The organism is Gallibacterium anatis DSM 16844 = F 149 (genome assembly GCF_000379785.1).
GTDB lineage: Bacteria > Pseudomonadota > Gammaproteobacteria > Enterobacterales > Pasteurellaceae > Gallibacterium > Gallibacterium anatis.
On sequence record NZ_KB903686.1, the window covers coordinates 13,033 to 31,979 of the forward strand.

The window sequence follows — 18,947 nt, forward strand, 5'->3', positions numbered from 1 at the left end:
ATCAACAATTATTGGATGTCAAAATATGGATCAAAATCCACAATCTCAGTTAAAACAATTAATTGCACAGGGCAAAGAACAAGGTTATCTCACCTATGCCGAGGTTAATGATAGTTTACCGGAAGACCTCGTTGATGCCGATCAAATAGAAGACATCATTCAAATGATCAACGATATGGGGATTCAAGTGCTTGAATCAGCCCCGGATGCCGATGATCTTATGTTGAACGAAAATGTTACCGATGAAGATGCGGTAGAGGAAGCAACACAAGTGCTTTCCAGCGTGGAATCTGAAATTGGTAGAACCACCGACCCGGTGCGTATGTATATGCGTGAAATGGGAAGCGTAGAATTGCTAACCCGAGAAGGCGAAATTGATATTGCGAAACGCATTGAGGAAGGAATTAACGAAGTTCAATGTGCAGTTGCGGAATATCCACAAGCTCTGGATCATTTATTAGCGCAATATGATCTTGTTGAAAAAGGTGAAGTTCGTCTTTCCGATCTTATTACCGGTTTTGTCGATCCAAATGCAGTAGATACCGAAGATTACTCAAAATTTATGAGTGATGATTCCGGAGAAGGAGAAGACGATGACAATATTTCCAGCGATGATCTCGATGAAAGCGATGATGACGAAGACAGTGATAGCGATGCCAACAGCAGTTCAGACAATGATTCAGATAACAGCATCGATCCTGAAATGGCACGTGAAAAATTTGCTGCATTAAAAGAGCAACATCACAAAACTGTCGCTGCAATTGATAAACACGGTCGTGGCAATAAAAAAGCAAAAGATCAAATTAATGCGCTTTCAGAAATTTTTCAACAATTCCGATTAGTACCGAAACAATTCGATATTTTAGTATTATCAATGCGGGATATGATGAAACGTATTCGTACCCAAGAGCGCCAAATCCAACGTTTAGCGGTTGAATATGCCAAAATGCCGAAAGGCACTTTCCAAAAAGCCTTTATCGGACACGAAACAAATGATGCTTGGATTGAAAAAGCATTAGCTGCCGGCAAAAATTGGTCGGAAAAATTAAAGGATTACGAAGACGGTATCCGTCAAGCAATTGCATTATTGAAAGTAATTGAACAGGAAAGCGGTTTAACCATTACACAAATCCGCCAAATCGGTGAAAAAATTTCGCAAGGTGAACTTAAAGCTCGTCGGGCTAAGAAAGAAATGGTTGAGGCTAACTTGCGTTTAGTAATTTCCATTGCCAAAAAATATACCAACCGTGGATTGCAATTCCTTGATTTAATTCAGGAAGGTAATATAGGTTTGATGAAAGCGGTAGATAAATTTGAATATCGTCGTGGTTATAAATTCTCCACCTATGCAACTTGGTGGATTCGTCAGGCAATTACACGTTCAATAGCGGATCAGGCTCGTACTATTCGTATTCCGGTACATATGATCGAAACGATTAATAAATTAAATCGAATTTCTCGTCAAATGTTGCAGGAAATGGGGCGTGAAGCCTCTCCGGAAGAGTTGGCTGAACGAATGGGAATGCCGGAAGATAAAATCCGCAAAGTGTTGAAAATCGCTAAAGAGCCGATTTCAATGGAAACCCCGATCGGCGATGACGATGATTCACATTTAGGTGATTTTATTGAAGACAATACCTTGGAATTACCATTGGATTCCGCAACTGCTCAAAGTCTGAAAGTGGCAACCCACGAAGTTTTGGAAGGTTTAACACCACGTGAAGCGAAAGTGCTTAGAATGCGTTTCGGTATTGATATGAATACGGATCACACTTTGGAAGAAGTGGGTAAACAATTTGATGTTACTCGTGAACGTATTCGTCAGATTGAAGCCAAAGCCTTGCGTAAATTGCGCCATCCTAGTCGTTCCGAAACCTTGCGCAGTTTCTTAGACGAATAACAAAACGCTTAATTGGAAAGATCGGTTTTAACACCGATCTTTTTTATTTTCAAATAGTTACACGCCTAAAATTAAGTCTGTTCCTGCGCTGCTTCCATTATCTTTTTTGACTTAATACTTTATCAATTTTCCCTGAGATTTTATTTTTAGCCATTTCCTCAGCCTGTCTTCACAATAACACCTATTATGCCGATCACATTGAGCAAAAATGAGCCATATTTGAGAAGTAAATAATATTTTTTACCGCATACTTTTTTCATCATTTTTGTACAGAAAAAATGTGATGCAGATCACAAAAAATATTTTGTATTTTAAATTTTGTGATCTAAATCACATTTTATTTTTTTCATAAAAAAATTTTATTTGAAGTGCGTCACATTTTTGAAATCAAAAATTTCCGCTTTTTTGTTCAATATGCTATTTTTCTGTTCGAAATTTCTTCTACATTATTGAGGATTAAACTATGGTTTCTGCACAGACAAAATTACGCATACAAAACTTTGGGCGTTTTCTCTCCAATATGGTAATGCCGAATATCGGCGCTTTTATCGCTTGGGGGTTTATTACTGCATTATTTATTCCGACAGGTTGGCTACCGAATGAAACATTAGGCAAACTTGTCGGCCCAATGATCACTTATTTATTACCGTTGCTCATCGGTTATACCGGCGGTCGATTAGTCGGTGGTGACCGTGGTGCTGTAGTTGGTGCCATTACCACAATGGGGGTTATCGTTGGTTCAGATATTCCAATGTTCCTTGGTGCAATGATTGCCGGCCCTCTCGGTGGTTATGCCATCAAAAAATTTGATAGATGGGTAGACGGTAAAATCAAAAGCGGTTTTGAGATGTTGGTCAACAACTTCTCTGCCGGTATTATCGGAATGATTCTTGCACTTATCGCATTCCTTGCGATCGGTCCATCCGTTAAAGCACTTTCCACAGCGTTAGCCGCCGGCGTTGATGTACTTGTTAATGCTGATTTATTGCCGCTTACTTCGCTTTTCGTTGAACCGGCAAAAATTTTATTCTTAAATAACGCCATCAACCACGGTATTTTTTCACCGCTGGGTATTCAGCAATCACAAGAATTTGGACAATCTGTATTCTTCTTAATTGAAGCAAATCCGGGTCCGGGTTTAGGTGTGTTGCTTGCTTATATGTTATTCGGTAAAGGCTCTGCTAAACAAACCGCCAGTGGTGCAGCCATCATCCACTTCTTTGGTGGAATTCACGAAATCTATTTCCCATATGTGTTGATGAATCCGCGTTTATTGCTTGCTGTGATTGCCGGCGGTATGTCAGGTGTATTCACACTTACATTAACGCATTCAGGCTTAGTTGCACCGGCTTCACCGGGTTCTATTTTCGCGGTATTGCTTATGACCCCTAAATCATCAATGTTCGGTGTCATTCTTGCAGTATTAATTGCTTGTGCGGTCTCTTTCGTTATTGCCTCTTTCTTCTTAAAACTTCAAAAAAGCGAAGGTTCTTTGGAAGAAGCAACCCAACAAATGAAGAACTTAAAATCAGGTCAAAATGCTAACGTCAACCATGTTGAAATCAACTACAACGGATTGAAAAAAATCTTTGTATCCTGTGATGCCGGTATGGGATCAAGCGCAATGGGTGCAAGTATGTTGCGTAAAAAAGTTAAAGATGCCGGTTTAGATATTGAAGTCGCTAACTGTGCAATCAATGATTTACCTGATAATGCACGTTTAGTTATCACTCACCAAGATTTAACTTTACGCGCAAAACAGCAAGTACCAACTGCAATGCACTTATCACTCACTAACTTCTTGGATAATAAATTCTATGACCATTTAGTCAGCGAATTGAAAGCGGAAGTCGGTCAACAAAGTGAAAAACCGGTGGAAACTGTAGAAACGCACGCCCACTTTACATTAGCGCCGAATCAAGTTTTCCTTGGCTTGAAAGCTGCGAATAAAGAAGAAGCAATCCGTTTTGCCGGTGAACAATTAGTAAAAGGCGGTTTTGTACAACCAAGCTATGTTGATGCAATGTTGGAACGTGAAAAACTTGTTTCCACCTACCTCGGCGAAGGTGTTGCCGTGCCACACGGTACCATTGAAGCAAAAGATGCTGTGTTAAAAACTGGTATCGTCTTCTGTCAATATCCGGATGGCGTGCGTTTCACCGATGAAGAAGATGGTGTAGCAAAATTAGTTATCGGTATTGCCGCTCGCAACAACGAGCATATCCAAGTGGTTACCGCAATTACCAACGCCTTGGATAGTGAAGAAGCAATCAATACCTTAACAACTACAGATGATGTAGAAAAAGTGTTAGCATTACTCAAAGGTTAATAGGCTGTAGGAACGTAGTGATATCACTACGTTCTTTTTATTTAGGAGATTTATAATGAAAGCATTACATTTTGGCGCCGGCAATATCGGGCGTGGTTTTATCGGTAAATTACTTGCTGATGCCGGTATTTATGTCACTTTTGCAGATATTAACGAAACCGTTATTAATCAACTTAACCAACAAAAATCCTACTCCGTCAAAGTGGTGGGAGACGGTCAAAACAAAATTGAAATTGTAAAAAATGTGGATGGAATCAACTCTACCAATCAACAACAGCTTTTTGAAAAAATTCAACAAGTTGATTTAATCACGACTGCTATCGGTGCCGGCGTATTAAAGATTATTGCTAAATCTTTAGCGCAAGGCTTACTACAACGTATCCAAAACGGCAATCATCAACCATTAAATATTATCGCTTGTGAAAATATGGTTCGTGGAACCAGTGCGTTAAAAGAACACGTTTATTCTCACCTTTCCGAAGCAGAACAACAACTTATTGAAAAATATGTTGGCTTTGTTGATTCTGCTGTGGATAGAATTGTGCCACCTGTTGAAGCAAACAGTGAAGATCCATTACAGGTTACGGTCGAAGAATTCAGCGAATGGATTGTGGATGAAACTCAATTTAAAGGCGATATTCCGAACATTCCAGGTATGGAGCGTACCGATAATTTAATGGCATTTATTGAGCGTAAATTATTTACCTTGAATACCGGCCACGCCGTTACTGCTTATCTAGGAAAACTTGCCGGATACCAATTCGTTAAACAATCGATTGATGATGAAAATATCAAACAACAAGTTAAAACTGTAATGCAAGAAAGCGGTGCAGTATTAATCAAGCGTTATCAATTCGATCCGGCTGCCCACGCCGCTTATATTGAAAAAATTCTAAAACGTTTTGCTAATCCGTATCTTACCGATGATGTAGATCGTGTTGGCCGCGAACCTATCCGCAAACTCGGCTATAACGATCGTTTAATCAAACCGTTACGTGGCACCTTGGAATATCAACTTCCTCACCCAATGTTATGCAAAGCAATTGCTGCCGCATTGTGCTACACTAACGCTAATGATCCGCAAGCAGTAGAATTACAAAAATCTATTGTCGATCAAGGGATTACTAAAACATTAGAACAATATACCGGATTAAATGACCAAGCAATTTTTGAGGAAATTGCACAAAATTACGCATCGTTGAAAAAATAATTTCTTGATGATATTAAAGGACTTAAATGATCGAGGAAAAACTTAATGAAGTTACCACCGCAAGAGGGTTAATCATTGCTGCGGTAACGGTTTTTGAAGAGGCGTTGGATCAACTGATCAACAAAGTGTTCCGCAAAACGGATTTTGTTGTTGAATCAGTGATCGAATCGCTGTTCGAGCATTCAGGTCCTTTATTTGACTTTAAAATCCGTTTAAAAGTGTTGTTAGGTTTAGGCGTGATCTCTAAAGACATTTTTGAAGATATTGAACAATTTCTAAAACTTAAAGAGATTATCAACAACCAAACCCAAGAGCTCTCTTTCAGCGATCCTTTGCTGTTAGATTTTGTGCAGCAACTCAACTGCATTAAAGATTCTCTTTTTATTAAAGATCCACCACCAAAACCTACTCAAGATTCATTACTTGAACAGGTAAAAATCATTCGCTGGGATAAGATGATCCGCTCCTATATCACATTGGCAATCATCACTATTCACGAAGCATTATTGATTGAAAGTCCGTTGTGAGCTCCTATCATCCCCAACCAAAATGCGTTCACCACCGGATTTTGTAAATTTTTTCGATTAACGCAGATGCCTAAAGATAATCGATCAATTTCCGGCTCAATATTGAGATAAGTGATTTGTGTATTCATTGGGTTATGGGCAATAACCACATCAGGCAATAACGCTAAGCCGAAGCCCATCGCCACCATCGGCACAATGCCTTCGTGACCGGCAACAGTCGCATAAATTTTCGGATGCTTGATTCCTTTTTGCTGGAACCACTGCTCAATTTTCTTTCTTGCCGGTCCTTCAACCGGCACAATGAAGGGAATTTCTTGCCACGGAATCGGTGTTTGTTGCAATAATTGATTGGCAACACAAGCTACTTTTGGGGCAATTAGTGAAAACGGCAACAAATCTATTTGATGAAAAATGACATTCTCCGGTAACTGTTCCGGTTCTCCGGCAATCGCTAAATCAGCCTGTCGGCTCTGTACCTGTTGCACTGCTAATGCCGGATCGCCTGTTGTAAGTTGAATTTCTACTTTCGGATATTGTTGCCGAAATTGCGTCAAAATTTCCGGTAAATGGCTGTAACTGGCGGTAACGGAACAAAACAAACGAATTTCTCCCGAAAGATCGTGGTTATCCGGTTGAATATTTTGTAGAAAAAGCCGCCAATCCTGCTGTGTTTTTTCCGCAAATTGGCGGAAACGCTCTCCAATCGGCGTTAATTCCACGGAACGATTATCTCGCCAAAACAATGGCTTACCGATTTCCTGTTCTAAACGTTGAATTTGTCGGGAAAGTGTCGAAGGACTGAGATAATTCACTGCGGCAGTTCTAGCAAAATTTTTACTTTCACAAAGATGCAAAAATAATTTGATTTGTTGTAAATCCATATCCAGTTCCAAATTTAAGTTAAAAGTTACAACTATTGCAATAGTTGCAATCATTAATTTTAATAATATCAATTTACGCAATAAAAAAAAGACTTATACTGAATTTATTCATTACTAGAAATCACTTATTCAGGAGCAATTATGGCAAACTACTTCAATACTTTGAATTTACGTCAAAAATTAGATCAATTAGGTCGCTGCCGGTTTATGGATCGCAGCGAATTCGCCGATGAAGCCAACTTTCTTAAAGGAAAAAAAATCGTTATCGTAGGTTGTGGGGCACAAGGTTTAAACCAAGGCTTAAATATGCGTGATTCCGGTTTGGATATCAGCTATGCGTTACGTAAAGAAGCGATTGCCGAAAAACGCGCTTCATTCCAACGTGCGTCAGAAAACGGTTTTGTTGTCGGTAGTTATGAAGAATTAATTCCACAAGCGGATTTGGTCATTAACTTAACACCGGATAAACAACACAGCAATGTTGTTCAAGCAGTAATGCCACTAATGAAACAAGGATCTGCTTTGGGTTATTCACACGGTTTAAATATTGTTGAAGTCGGTGAACAAATTCGTCCGGATATTACTGTGGTCATGGTTGCGCCTAAATGCCCAGGTACTGAAGTGCGCGAAGAATATAAGCGCGGTTTTGGTGTTCCGACTTTGATCGCAGTTCACCCTGAAAATGACCCTAAAGGCGAAGGTATGGCAATTGCCAAAGCTTGGGCAGCGGCAACCGGTGGTCATCGTGCCGGCGTATTGGAATCTTCCTTTGTTGCTGAAGTGAAATCCGACTTAATGGGCGAACAAACCATTCTTTGCGGTATGTTACAAGCCGGTTCATTAATTTGTTACGACAAATTGGTAGCCGATGGTAAAGATCCTGCTTATGCCGCACAATTAGTTCAATTCGGTTGGGAAACCATCACTGAAGCATTAAAACTTGGCGGTATCACTTTAATGATGGATCGTCTATCCAACAGTGCAAAATTGCGAGCATTTGAACTTTCAGAACAGATTAAAGCAATGCTTACCCCATTATTCCAAAAGCATATGGATGATATTATCAGCGGTGAATTCTCTCGTGTGATGATGGAAGACTGGGCAAACGGCGATAAAAAATTGTTAACTTGGCGTGAAGAAACCGGTAAATCCGCCTTTGAAAATGCGCCTAAATATGAAGGTAAAATCAAAGAACAAGAATACTTCGATAATGGTGTGTTAATGATTGCAATGGCAAAAGCCGGCGTGGAATTGGCATTCGATACTATGGTTTCAAGTGGTATCATTGAGGAATCCGCTTACTATGAATCTCTTCACGAATTGCCGTTAATCGCTAACACGATCGCACGTAAACGTTTATATGAAATGAATGTGGTCATTTCAGACACCGCAGAATATGGTAACTATTTATTCGCGAATGTAGCGACACCAATTATGCGTGAAAAATTAGTTCCTCAATTACAAAAAGGTGATTTGGGCGAGCCAACCCCAACTGTTGAAATTGATAATATTACTTTGCGTGATGTGAACGAAGCCATCCGCAATCATCCGATTGAAAAAGTAGGGCAAAAATTACGTGGTTATATGAAAGATATGAAACGTATTATTGTTGCTTAATCAATTATTTGCTTAAAAAGACACCGCAATGAGCAATCATCGCGGTGCTTTTTTATGCGTCATTTTACTGCTGCAACTTGCTATGTTGTTTCATTATCTTCAAGCTGTTCCAGCATTTGTGCAAACCAATCAGAAAAACGTTGCTTAATGGCTGCATAATCCAAATTTTTAGTCTGAACCAATAAACGTTGCCAATATGGTTGAGATTTATCAAACTCATTGCCGCTCTGCTGTTCCATTAATTGGCGATATAACTGCGCTTCTCCACTGTTTTCCTCTGCAAACAACTTTTGATATTGCTGGAAGTCTGTTGTCGGCAAAATACAGATTTGCCCTTGTGCCTGCAAGAAATCCTGTAAATAAATCGCAACTTGTGCCATTGCCTTGTTTTGATCGATAGCAGAAAAAATCGTTGTCTCTATATTGCCTTTATTTATGCCAATAAATCGACTGTCTGTTGCCTGCCCCATCGCTGATAAAATAAGGTGATTCAGCCATAATTTGAGAACATCCTGATCACGAATTTTACCAATACGCCAATCGACATACTGCTGTTGGTAATTATGGTCAATCTGACCTTGCAGTCTCACCTCTTGCCCATCAAGCTCAAACGTTACATCCACCATCACGGAATCCGCTGCTTGCTGTTGATACTGCGCCGTTGCTTGCCGCAATAGATGGCAACTCTGTTCTAATTCCGCTTGTTGTAAAAAAGCAAACTCTGCCCGTGGCAACATTCCCTCTCGTTGCGCTTTTTCAAATTCTAATGTGCTATTTTGCGGTTCGTTTTCAAATAGACGTTGTTTCAGTTGATATTGCGCCAGCGCTGTCAATTCAAACACTTCACTTTCAACACGTTCCTGTTCATTTTCATTGAGATAAACGCCTAAACGCTGTTCAAAGAAATATTTAATCGGCGCAATAACAAATTGTTGCAGATCATCAAGCTCAACTATGAGCTGATGACTGCCATTCTCTGGTTGCAATAATGTTTGATCAAATTCTCTTAATGGATGCTGTTGTTGCTGCTGCGCTTGCGCAATCGGCAACCACTCCTGTGCATAGGAAAAGTGCGGTGCTAAAAAATTATGCTCACTGAATACGGTCATTGGATAGCTGAATCGTAGCTGTTTGAGATCATCCGGATGTGATAAATGATCCGCCATATAATCCCATAACTGATTCACCAACACTGAAGGTTCATATTCTGTGTTATCCACTATCGAATAGCCAACATAACTGATGTAAAGTTTTTGTCGGGCGGACAATAGTGCTTCCAAAAAGAGATAACAATCATCTTCTCGCCGTGAACGATCCCCTTTTTGGGTTTGATACTGCATCAAATCAAAACTGTTATTTGGCAATTGTCGTGGAAAATCAACATCATTCATTCCCAACAAGCAAATCACCTTAAACGGGATCGCGCGCATTGGTAATAAAGTACAAAAATTCAGTTTGCCTAAAAGGAAATGCAGACTGTTGTCCTGTTCATTGAGTTTTTGTTGTAATAATTCACCAATAATTTCTGTGTCAATAGTTTGTGGATAATCTGCTTCATTAATAATATCAATTACTTGATGAACAGTTTGCTTCAACAATGCAATCACCATCTGCTGTTCACCGGCATTAAATAACGTATCTATTAATTGCAGAATCGCTGTTCGCCACTCTTCTGCCATTAAATTTTGGCTCGCTTTTTGTTGCCACTGTTGTAACGCGTGAAAGAAATGTGCCAATTTACCGGCTAATTTCCCTTGCAATCCTTCACTATAATCGAAACCGATAGCATCTTGCCAAATGCCGGACTCACTCTTCAACGCATAGCCCAATAACATCCGCTCAATGCCGTTTTGCCAAGCATTATAATTCGGTACCGGCTCCTGATCATACTTGTCTAAGCCGAAACGAATGCCGGATTGCGTTACCCAATCTCGAATCGTTTGCAATTCACCCAAATCTATCTCAAAACGTTGACGAATTGCCGGCACGTCCAATATCGAAAGCACAATATCACTGGAAAAACGTGATTCTTTCAACGTAAACAGTTGTAGGAAAGTAGAAATCAACACATCACTTTCCGTGACCTTTCGATCTGAAATAGAAAATGGGATATAACGTTTATCCTCTTCTTGATATTGTGAAAAAACCGCCTGAATATAAGGCGTATAGCGATCAATGTCCGCCACCATCACCACAATATCTTTCGGTGTCAATGTCGGATCTTGCCCAAACATTGCCAGCAGATTATCACGTAACACCTCCACTTCACGCATTGGGCTATGGCAGGCGTGCAGCGTTATCGAATCATCTCCCGCTTGATAGTGCAATATTGCCGATGCCGTCGGTGTTAACTCCAAAATTTGTCGTTGCAGCTGTTGCAACAGTTGACCACCTTCAGGTGCGTTATACACCTCAATATCGTTTGGTTCCAACTGTGTTAATTGGTAAAGAAAATCTCGCCCTAATTTACCCCACGATGCTAATAACGGATTCCCCACCGCTAAAGTTTCATCATAAAGTGTCTGCATCTCTTTGCTCTCTGTTTGAATTTTTTGCTTTAATTTTTCTAAATAGCGATGATCGATTAAATCTCCCCAATAATAACGGCTTGGACTATTAAAAAAGAGATGAATATCAATATGTTGGCTTAATGCAGACAAAATGGACAAAAACATTGGCGGCATTGCGGAAATGCCAAACACGATAATACGCGTTGGTAAATTTTTCGGGCAATATCCTTGCTGTAATTGCTCCAAAAAGGTTTGATACAAATTAGCACGATGCCATATCTGCTGTTCGGGATAATGTTGTTGAATATCCTCCACCAATGCCTGCCATAACAGCACCTGCCAACTGATATCATTCATAATATTATCCGCAATAGGCTTAAAGCGAGACGATAATTGCTGAACAAAACTTGTCGTCATCTGTTGCCAATCTGCTGTTTGCCATTGATTGATCCACTCCGGACGATAAACCAAATATTGGTCAAAAAGATCGGCAATTTTTTCCGCTAAATGAAACAATTTGTTTTGCTCAGGCGCGCTGCCTAAATAATCATTCAAGCGCGAAAACGCCGGTAAATGCAATAATGTCGGAATAATTCGCATTAAACGCCAAACCATAGCCGATTTATTAAATGGGTTTTGTTCGCTGATCTCTGCAATATTCTGTTTATACAGTTTCCAAATAAATGATGACGGCATTGGAAAAGCAAAATTCGCTGCGATAGAAAAATGTTCTGCTAACTGAAGTTGTAACCATTGCGCCATTCCGGGGCTTTGCACCAAAATCACATTTTTGGCAAATGGATCCTGTAAGGGTTGCACTTCCAATAATCGAACTAACAGATGTTTTTGATTTTCAAGCTGATTGGCGTAATAGACGGTAAACATTTTCTATTTTCTTATCCCACAATTTTTTAATCTGCATTGTAGCTGAAATTCAATGATTCTAAAAAAGAAAAGGGGAAAATCATCACAATCTTCCCCTGACATTATTTAAAAACGGATCAAGCATTCTGCCGTTTTAACCATCTTTGCAACAATAAAATCAATGCGATATAAACTAATTGCGCAATGATAGTTTGTAATGTGGCATAAAATCCTAACCATTCAATATTCGGCAAAATATCAATAATCGTTGTCGGTAACACCGCTGTAAGTTGTAATGCGTGCACACTGACACCAAGAATCTTGAAACCTAAAATATACAATACCCAAGTTAAAATCTTGAACATTGTCGGCACCGGCAATTTGACCGAACTTTTTAAAATCACCACTGCCAATATCACCAATAAAATCACCGCTATACCAACACCAAGGGCAAAAGATTCTGTGCTGATATTCGGCAAAATACCGACATAAAACAAAATGGTTTCCGCACCTTCTCTGAATACTGACAGAAAACTCAATGCAAATAACGAGATAAAACTGCCTGTCGTCAATGCTTTGTTCATATGTTTTTTAATATATGCCTGCCACGCATTTAATGATGATTTGCTATGTAGCCACGCACCGATAGTTAAAATCATCAAAACGGCAACAATACCGACCGCGCCTTCAATAATTTCTCGATTTGTTCCCGAGCTGGAACTCGGGAATAGTCGTTGTAAGGCAAAAGCAGCCACTAAACTGAGCACTAAACCGGCTATCACACCACCGCCAACCCATTTATAACCTTGCGGACGATTGGCAACACGCAATGCACTTACTAATGCCATTACCACCAACAACGCTTCCAAACCTTCACGTAATAAAATCAGCATTGCATCCAGTGCGCTGTAACCGGCAGCAGGATTAATTTCAGCCAGTTGCGTAATAATCTGCTTTAACTCCGTTTGATATTTAGCTTCACTGCCTTTAGCCAAAATCACCGGCACTTGGCTCTCCACCTTACTATATAATGAACCATTTCTGGTGCTGACCTCCCCTTCAATACTCGGCCAAATCTCAATAAAGGTGGTTAATTTTTCCTGCGCTGTTGCATTATCTTGCTGTTCAAACGCTTGTAATCCCTCTCGCAACAGATTAATACCATCATTTAATTGATAGTTGGTGGTAACTGCTTCCGCTTTTTTGCCACTGACAAAATCATCAAATTGAGTCGCGATTTTCGCAGTATTACTTTCAATCCGTTGATAATCCAACGGTTCGGTTTCTATCGCCACACGTAATAGCGCCAACGCCGTTTCAATTTTGCCGTAATACGCCATATCAACATCACGCACTAAACGCTCATTTTTAGTCCAAATACCATTAAATAGGCGATACTGCTGTTTTAACTGTTCAATATCCGGCAACAATTTATTTTCTGTCACCACTTGTTGCCAATGTTCAAACGCCGGCACAATCCGTTTTTTAAAGCGCTGCTTTTGTTGAGCAATGTCCAAAGGATGCTGCTCTTTATCAAACGCTAATAAAGCAATGGAAAGTTGATTTAAATGCGCAATATCAGTGTCATCCAATGCTTCAGATAAACTCAACAATACATTTTTGCCCGCCGGAGAATTATGCTGTTCAATCGCTTCAAACTGCTGTTGAATTTCAACTAAATCCTGCTTTGCTTGGGTCGAATTATTCTCTTTTACCGCACTCATTACGTCAGAAAGTTGGATAAATAACGGGCTGAGATTTATCTTCTGTTCAGCTTTTAACGGTAACACGCAGAAACACATTAAGCCCCAAAACAGCAACAGATATTTAACGATGCCTTTTATTTTCATTCTAAGCTCCCAACAATGCCTGCCCGATAAACTCGCCCTCTTTCACGCCACCAAAACAAGCAAATAGACCGCTACCGATATGAGTAATATATTCATTCAAACGATCAACATTACCTAATGCATTTTGGATGGTGATAAATTGTTCCGGATCTTTTTGATAGCAAATAAAAAGCAAGCCACTGTCAAACTGTCCGGTGCGAGGATTAATACCATCTGAATAAGAATAAGCTCGACGTAACATCTGTTTTCCGGTTTTATGTGCCAATGCAGAATGTGAATCGTCCGGAATCATTGGTTTACCGTGATGATTCAATTTATCCAGATCCAATGGTGCAAACTCCTCCTTTTCCCCAATTGGTGCACCGGAAATACGATGTCGTCCAAAAGTACGTTCTTGCTCTTTATAACTGGTTCTATCCCAAGTTTCTAAATGCATCACTATTTTACGCACTATCAAATAGCTACCGCCTTTCAGCCAATCGGGTTGATCTACCCATACTTGTCCGTCGAGATCTTTAACGGTATTCGCATTTGCCGTACCGTCTTTAAAGCCAAACAAGTTACGAGGGGTATCAGTGGCTTTATCCGCTGAAATAAACCCTGCTTGGCTCCATTTCATCGTTACATTAGCGCGAGCCACTCTGACTAATTGACGCACAGCGTGAAAAGCCACTTGTGCATCATTGGCACAAGATTGAATACAGATATCACCGCCACTAAACTCCTCTTTCAGTTGATCGCGAGGGAATAACGGCAGATCTTTCAGCTCTTTCGGCGCTTTATCCTGCAAGCCTAACTTCTGCAAAAATGACGGCGAAACGCCGAAAGTGAGCGTCAACCCATATGCAGAAAGATCATCCGCCTCTCCGGTATCCGCCGGCGGTACAAAATGATTTTTAGCATATTCTTTTACATTTTTGCCTTGTGTTAAACGTGCTGCATAAGTTGTCCAAGTTTTGAATACTTCTCTTACTTCATCAAGACTTTCCGTTGCTAAATCCAACACCAAAAAATAGACATAGGTCTGTTGTGGAGTAATAATTCCTTGTTGGTGTTCCCCATAAAATGGATAAGTAATATCGGAAAGGCAATGTTTTTCAGCGACAGAATGATGATTATCTGCCGCGACACTCATACTTAATCCTGAACCGATTAAGCTGCCACCAAGCATTAAACCTGATCTTTTTAAAAATTGACGGCGCGAATTATGTTGTACTTGTTGTGCTGTTAAATTATTACTTTTCATTTGCTCCCCCTTCAAAAAGGAAAAAACCACTGCAGATTAACGCAGTGGTTAACAAAAAATTTAGTTTAAATTAATTACTTTCATCAAGGATCACGCCCATATGCGCAAGCGGTTCCCCAAGTTTATTTACGGCTTCCGCTAATTCACGAGTATCCTGTTTAGACAATTCGGTATAGGCTTTATAGCCATTTTCACCAACTCTGTATTTATCTAATAAGGCATTCACATTCGCAAACTGTTTATCCAACTCGGCCACCAACTTTTCATCTTTCTGAGCCAATTTCGGTTTTAAGATTTGATAGATTTTCTCTGCACCCTCAACATTCGCTTTAAAGTCATACAGATCTGTACGTGAAAAAATTTCCTCTTCGCCGGTAATCTTACTGGTGGAAACCTCATTTAATAAATCAACTGCACCTTGAACCATTAAATCGCCGGTAACTTCTACAGTCGGCACTTTAGCTCGCAGCTCTTTTACATCATTTAATAATTGATCGGCAATTTGTTCTGTTCCTTTGGTAGTATTTTCTGTCCATAAAATCTTTTCAATTTTATGGAAACCACTCCAAATTTGATTTTCTTCCAAATCTGCTTCACGTGCATCGATGCGTGGATCCAAATCACCAAAACTTTCCGCAATAGGTTCTGAACGTTCGTAATACATTCTGATTAATGGATAAAGTTTTTTCGCCTCTTCAACCTTACCTGTTTTCAAAGCAGTTACAAATTGCTCAGTACCTTTAACCAATTCATCAATTTGTTCTACGACAAATGTTTGATATTGCTTAGTTTCTTGTGATAAATCTACCGGTGCGGCGACAGCTGCTTGAGACAAGAAAACGCTTGATGAAATCAATGTAGCAAGCACTAATTTTTTCAATTGGAACATAAATTACCCCTTAAAATATAAATGAGAATAAATCGCATATTTATGGATAACTTATTGTAAATAGGAATTAATGTCAATAACAAATTAAAAATAAATAGTTCCTAGGATAAAAGGCATTTTTGGATTAATTAAAAGAAACTACTATGAAGAAAAAACGTTTTAATTAGGAAATTGAATGAAATATTTGAAGTTAAGAAATGAAATGGCGCACCCGAAAGGATTCGAACCTTTGACCGCTCGGTTCGTAGCCGAGTACTCTATCCAGCTGAGCTACGGGTGCGCTGATAATTTTTGATTTGCCGATTATAACACTTATTCTTTAATTACTCTAGAGTAGCGAGTAAATGGCGCATCCGAGAGGATTCGAACCTCTGACCGCTCGGTTCGTAGCCGAGTACTCTATCCAGCTGAGCTACGGATGCGTCGAATAAATGGCGGTGAGAGAGGGATTCGAACCCTCGATAGAGTTTCCCCTATACACCCTTAGCAGGGGTGCGCCTTCAGCCTCTCGGCCATCTCACCTCATTCGGTTGAGTCGCTATAATATGGATTTTAAAAAATAAGTCAACGCTTTTTTTAAAATGAGCTCTATTTTAGGATTGGTTGCGTAGATTATCATCAAAACATCTAATTTATAACCAATCCAACGCCTATATTTAGTCATCTAACAAAGCTTTTAATCTTGCAAAACCTGCCTGTTGCTTTTTCTTTTTCTCAGCTTCTGTTAATGGTGTTTTATCTTTTTCCCATTGCAAATAGTCTTGGGGTAACTCTAATAAAAATCGGCTAGGCTCCATTTTTACTAAATCCCCCATCTGTCTGCGCCTTTTACAACAAGAGAAAGTTAACTCTTTTTGTGCTCGAGTAATGCCAACATAAGCAAGTCGGCGTTCTTCCTCAATATTATTATCATCAATTGAATTTTGATGCGGTAAAATCCCTTCCTCCATTCCGATTAAATAGACATAAGGAAACTCTAAACCTTTAGAAGCGTGTAATGTCATTAACTGCACCTGATCGCCTTCTTCCTCATTTTCACTACGCTCCATCATATCACGCAAAGTTAAACGTAATACCGCCTGTGATAAAGTTAATGGCTCGTTGAATTCATCTCCTTGCAGCATACTATCAACCCATTGCAATAAAGTTGCTACATTTTTAGTCTGTATCTCTGCAACTTTGGGATTTGAAGCCTGTTCATAAAGATAATTCTCATATTGAATATGAGAGAACATTGCTCTAATTGCTTCTTGAGCCTCTCCTCTCACTACTTCATCTGAAGCCTTGACCACCCATTCCGCAAAATCTTGCAAGGCTGTATAAGCTTTTGCTGTTACTCGTTGCAATAACTCAAAATCAAAAATTGCTTCAAATAACGAACAATGTTTCTCTTTTGCTAACAGTCCCAATTTTTCTAAAGTTGCCGATCCGATTTCTCGCCTTGGCGTATTGATAATACGGATAAAGGCTGCATCATCATCTTGATTTACCAACAGCCGCAAATACGCCATAATATCCTTAATTTCAACACGCGAGAAAAAAGATGTTCCGCCTGAAATTCTATAAGGAATTCTATTTTGCATTAAGGTTTTTTCTAACAAACGTGATTGATGATTGCCCCTATATAAAATCGCATAGTCACGATAAGCTGTTTTATTTAAAAACCGGTGAGACATCAATTCTGCTACAACACGTTCTGCTTCGTGTTCTTCATTTTGTGCTTCAATAACTTGCAATAAATTCCCAGTTCCTAAATTAGAAAACAATCGCTTAGAAAAAATATGATCATTATTATCAATTAATATATTGGCACAATGTAAAATACGTTGTGTAGAACGATAATTTTGTTCCAATTTAATCACTGACAATGTCGGAAAATCGTCTCTCAAGCGAACAATATTTTCCGGGTTAGCGCCTCGCCAAGAATAAATAGATTGATCATCATCACCAACCACCGTAAATTTTGCCGCTTTACCAACCAGCAATTTAATCAACTCATATTGACTAGTATTGGTATCCTGATACTCATCAACCAATAAATACTGAATTTTTTTCTGCCATTTTTCTCTAATCGCATCATTATTACGCAACACCAACGTCGGCAACATTATCAAATCATCAAAATCTACCGCATTCAAAGCCTGCATTTGTGCCATATATTGTTGATAATATGATGCAAATAGGTGTTCAATTTTATTTTTAGCTAACTTTAGCGCATCATTCGGTAAGATAAGATTATTTTTACATAGAGAAATATAATTAATGAATTGATTTAATTTGTCTTTATCTTCTTGAAATGAAATTTGGGTCAGCTCTTTTAGTAGTGCCAACTGATCGTGTTCATCAAATAAAGTAATGCTTGGCTTAAAAGATAAAGCCTGATGTTCTTTTTTGACAAAATCAAAGCCTAATGTATGAAACGTACAAACCGTTAATCCTTTACTCTGTTTCACACCAATTGAATGCGCTACACGCTCTTTCATTTCTCGTGCTGCCTTATTAGTAAAGGTAACCGCTGCAATTTTATTAGGTGAGTAGTTACAATGTTCGATTAAATAAGCAATTTTATTAATGATCACTCGTGTTTTTCCTGATCCTGCGCCAGCAAGAACAAGACAAGGAGTATCAATAGTTGTTACAGCCTGCTGCTGTTGTTTATTTAATTTCATCAGTAATTCTATGGGTTTAACTTTATTTTTTGATAAAAAATTACAAACAAGAGATTCCACTTAAAATAAGTGCAATTCTAAGACAAAATAGATCAATATGATATGGTGTTATATCCTTAATTTTCTTAACAAAAAACCCGCCTAGAAGACGGGTTTGGATTACTCTCTATTGTCAATCTGATTATTTGATGATTTTCGCTACCACGCCGGCACCTACTGTACGGCCACCTTCACGGATCGCAAAACGTAAACCTTGGTCCATCGCAATTGGGTGGATTAAGCTTACTGTCATCTTCACGTTATCTCCCGGCATTACCATTTCCACGCCTTCCGGTAACTCGATTGTTCCTGTTACGTCAGTTGTACGGAAATAGAATTGTGGACGATAACCTTTGAAGAATGGAGTGTGACGTCCACCTTCTTCTTTTGATAATACGTAAACTTCTGATTCGAAA

Annotated in this window: 12 protein-coding genes and 3 tRNA genes; 5 read left to right on the forward strand and 10 right to left on the reverse strand. The window is 39.2% G+C overall.

From position 1 onward, the window contains the following. Nucleotides 1–25 precede the first annotated feature (25 nt). The 4 genes from rpoD to A3EO_RS0104525 all read left to right on the forward strand — a co-directional run bounded on the left by rpoD (nucleotide 26) and on the right by A3EO_RS0104525 (nucleotide 5,966). Complete coding sequence (gene rpoD, locus A3EO_RS0104510) at nucleotides 26–1,900, forward strand: RNA polymerase sigma factor RpoD (protein ID WP_018346202.1); 1,875 nt, start codon at nucleotides 26–28, stop codon at nucleotides 1,898–1,900. Nucleotides 1,901–2,363: 463 nt separating this feature from the next. Continuing rightward, the gene (locus A3EO_RS0104515; protein ID WP_018346203.1) at nucleotides 2,364–4,229 is read left to right on the forward strand and encodes a PTS mannitol transporter subunit IICBA; all 1,866 of its coding nucleotides are present in this window, start codon (nucleotides 2,364–2,366) and stop codon (nucleotides 4,227–4,229) included. A 55-nt stretch (nucleotides 4,230–4,284) separates the two neighbouring features. Continuing rightward, nucleotides 4,285–5,439 (forward strand): mannitol-1-phosphate 5-dehydrogenase, encoded by a 1,155-nt coding sequence (locus A3EO_RS0104520; RefSeq protein ID WP_018346204.1) that lies wholly within the window; start codon nucleotides 4,285–4,287, stop codon nucleotides 5,437–5,439. A gap of 26 nt (nucleotides 5,440–5,465) precedes the next feature. Then, nucleotides 5,466–5,966 carry an MltR family transcriptional regulator gene (locus A3EO_RS0104525; protein ID WP_018346205.1) on the forward strand — a complete coding sequence of 167 codons (501 nt, stop codon included), beginning with the start codon at nucleotides 5,466–5,468 and terminating at the stop codon, nucleotides 5,964–5,966. Here A3EO_RS0104525 and ilvY read toward each other — a convergent pair. After that, nucleotides 5,933–6,847, reverse strand: coding sequence for an HTH-type transcriptional activator IlvY (gene ilvY, locus A3EO_RS12650; protein ID WP_049804993.1), 915 nt, complete (start codon nucleotides 6,845–6,847; stop codon nucleotides 5,933–5,935). The two genes, A3EO_RS0104525 and ilvY, sit on opposite strands and share 34 nt — an antisense overlap. Nucleotides 6,848–6,988: 141 nt before the next feature. On the opposite strand from ilvY, the gene ilvC reads away from it, so the two are divergent. Further along, the gene (gene ilvC / locus A3EO_RS0104535) at nucleotides 6,989–8,464 is read left to right on the forward strand and encodes a ketol-acid reductoisomerase (protein ID WP_013745722.1); all 1,476 of its coding nucleotides are present in this window, start codon (nucleotides 6,989–6,991) and stop codon (nucleotides 8,462–8,464) included. 80 nt (nucleotides 8,465–8,544) lie between these two features. On the opposite strand, the gene recC is transcribed toward ilvC, so the two are convergent. From recC to A3EO_RS0104580, 9 genes are all read right to left on the reverse strand, one after another. Next, nucleotides 8,545–11,859, reverse strand: coding sequence for an exodeoxyribonuclease V subunit gamma (gene recC, locus A3EO_RS0104540; RefSeq protein ID WP_018346207.1), 3,315 nt, complete (start codon nucleotides 11,857–11,859; stop codon nucleotides 8,545–8,547). Nucleotides 11,860–11,975: 116 nt separating this feature from the next. Beyond that, the gene (locus A3EO_RS0104545; protein ID WP_018346208.1) at nucleotides 11,976–13,688 is read right to left on the reverse strand and encodes an FTR1 family iron permease; all 1,713 of its coding nucleotides are present in this window, start codon (nucleotides 13,686–13,688) and stop codon (nucleotides 11,976–11,978) included. Nucleotide 13,689: 1 nt separating this feature from the next. Then, nucleotides 13,690–14,934, reverse strand: a complete 1,245-nt coding sequence (gene efeB / locus A3EO_RS0104550; RefSeq protein WP_018346209.1) for an iron uptake transporter deferrochelatase/peroxidase subunit — start codon at nucleotides 14,932–14,934, stop codon at nucleotides 13,690–13,692. A 70-nt stretch (nucleotides 14,935–15,004) separates the two neighbouring features. Then, nucleotides 15,005–15,823: an iron uptake system protein EfeO gene (efeO, locus tag A3EO_RS0104555; RefSeq protein WP_018346210.1), complete on the reverse strand. Its 819-nt coding sequence runs from the start codon at nucleotides 15,821–15,823 to the stop codon at nucleotides 15,005–15,007. 203 nt (nucleotides 15,824–16,026) lie between these two features. After that, nucleotides 16,027–16,103 (reverse strand) — tRNA-Arg (locus A3EO_RS0104560). A gap of 65 nt (nucleotides 16,104–16,168) precedes the next feature. Continuing rightward, nucleotides 16,169–16,245: transfer RNA gene (locus A3EO_RS0104565), tRNA-Arg, on the reverse strand. A gap of 10 nt (nucleotides 16,246–16,255) precedes the next feature. Next, nucleotides 16,256–16,345 (reverse strand) — tRNA-Ser (locus A3EO_RS0104570). A gap of 134 nt (nucleotides 16,346–16,479) precedes the next feature. Then, a complete protein-coding gene (gene rep, locus A3EO_RS0104575) occupies nucleotides 16,480–18,492 on the reverse strand; it encodes a DNA helicase Rep (RefSeq protein ID WP_018346211.1) in 2,013 nt (670 codons plus the stop codon). Between the two features lie 181 nt (nucleotides 18,493–18,673). Continuing rightward, on the reverse strand, nucleotides 18,674–18,947 hold a 274-nt coding region (locus A3EO_RS0104580; RefSeq protein WP_018346212.1), incomplete at its 5' end, for an EF-Tu C-terminal domain-related protein.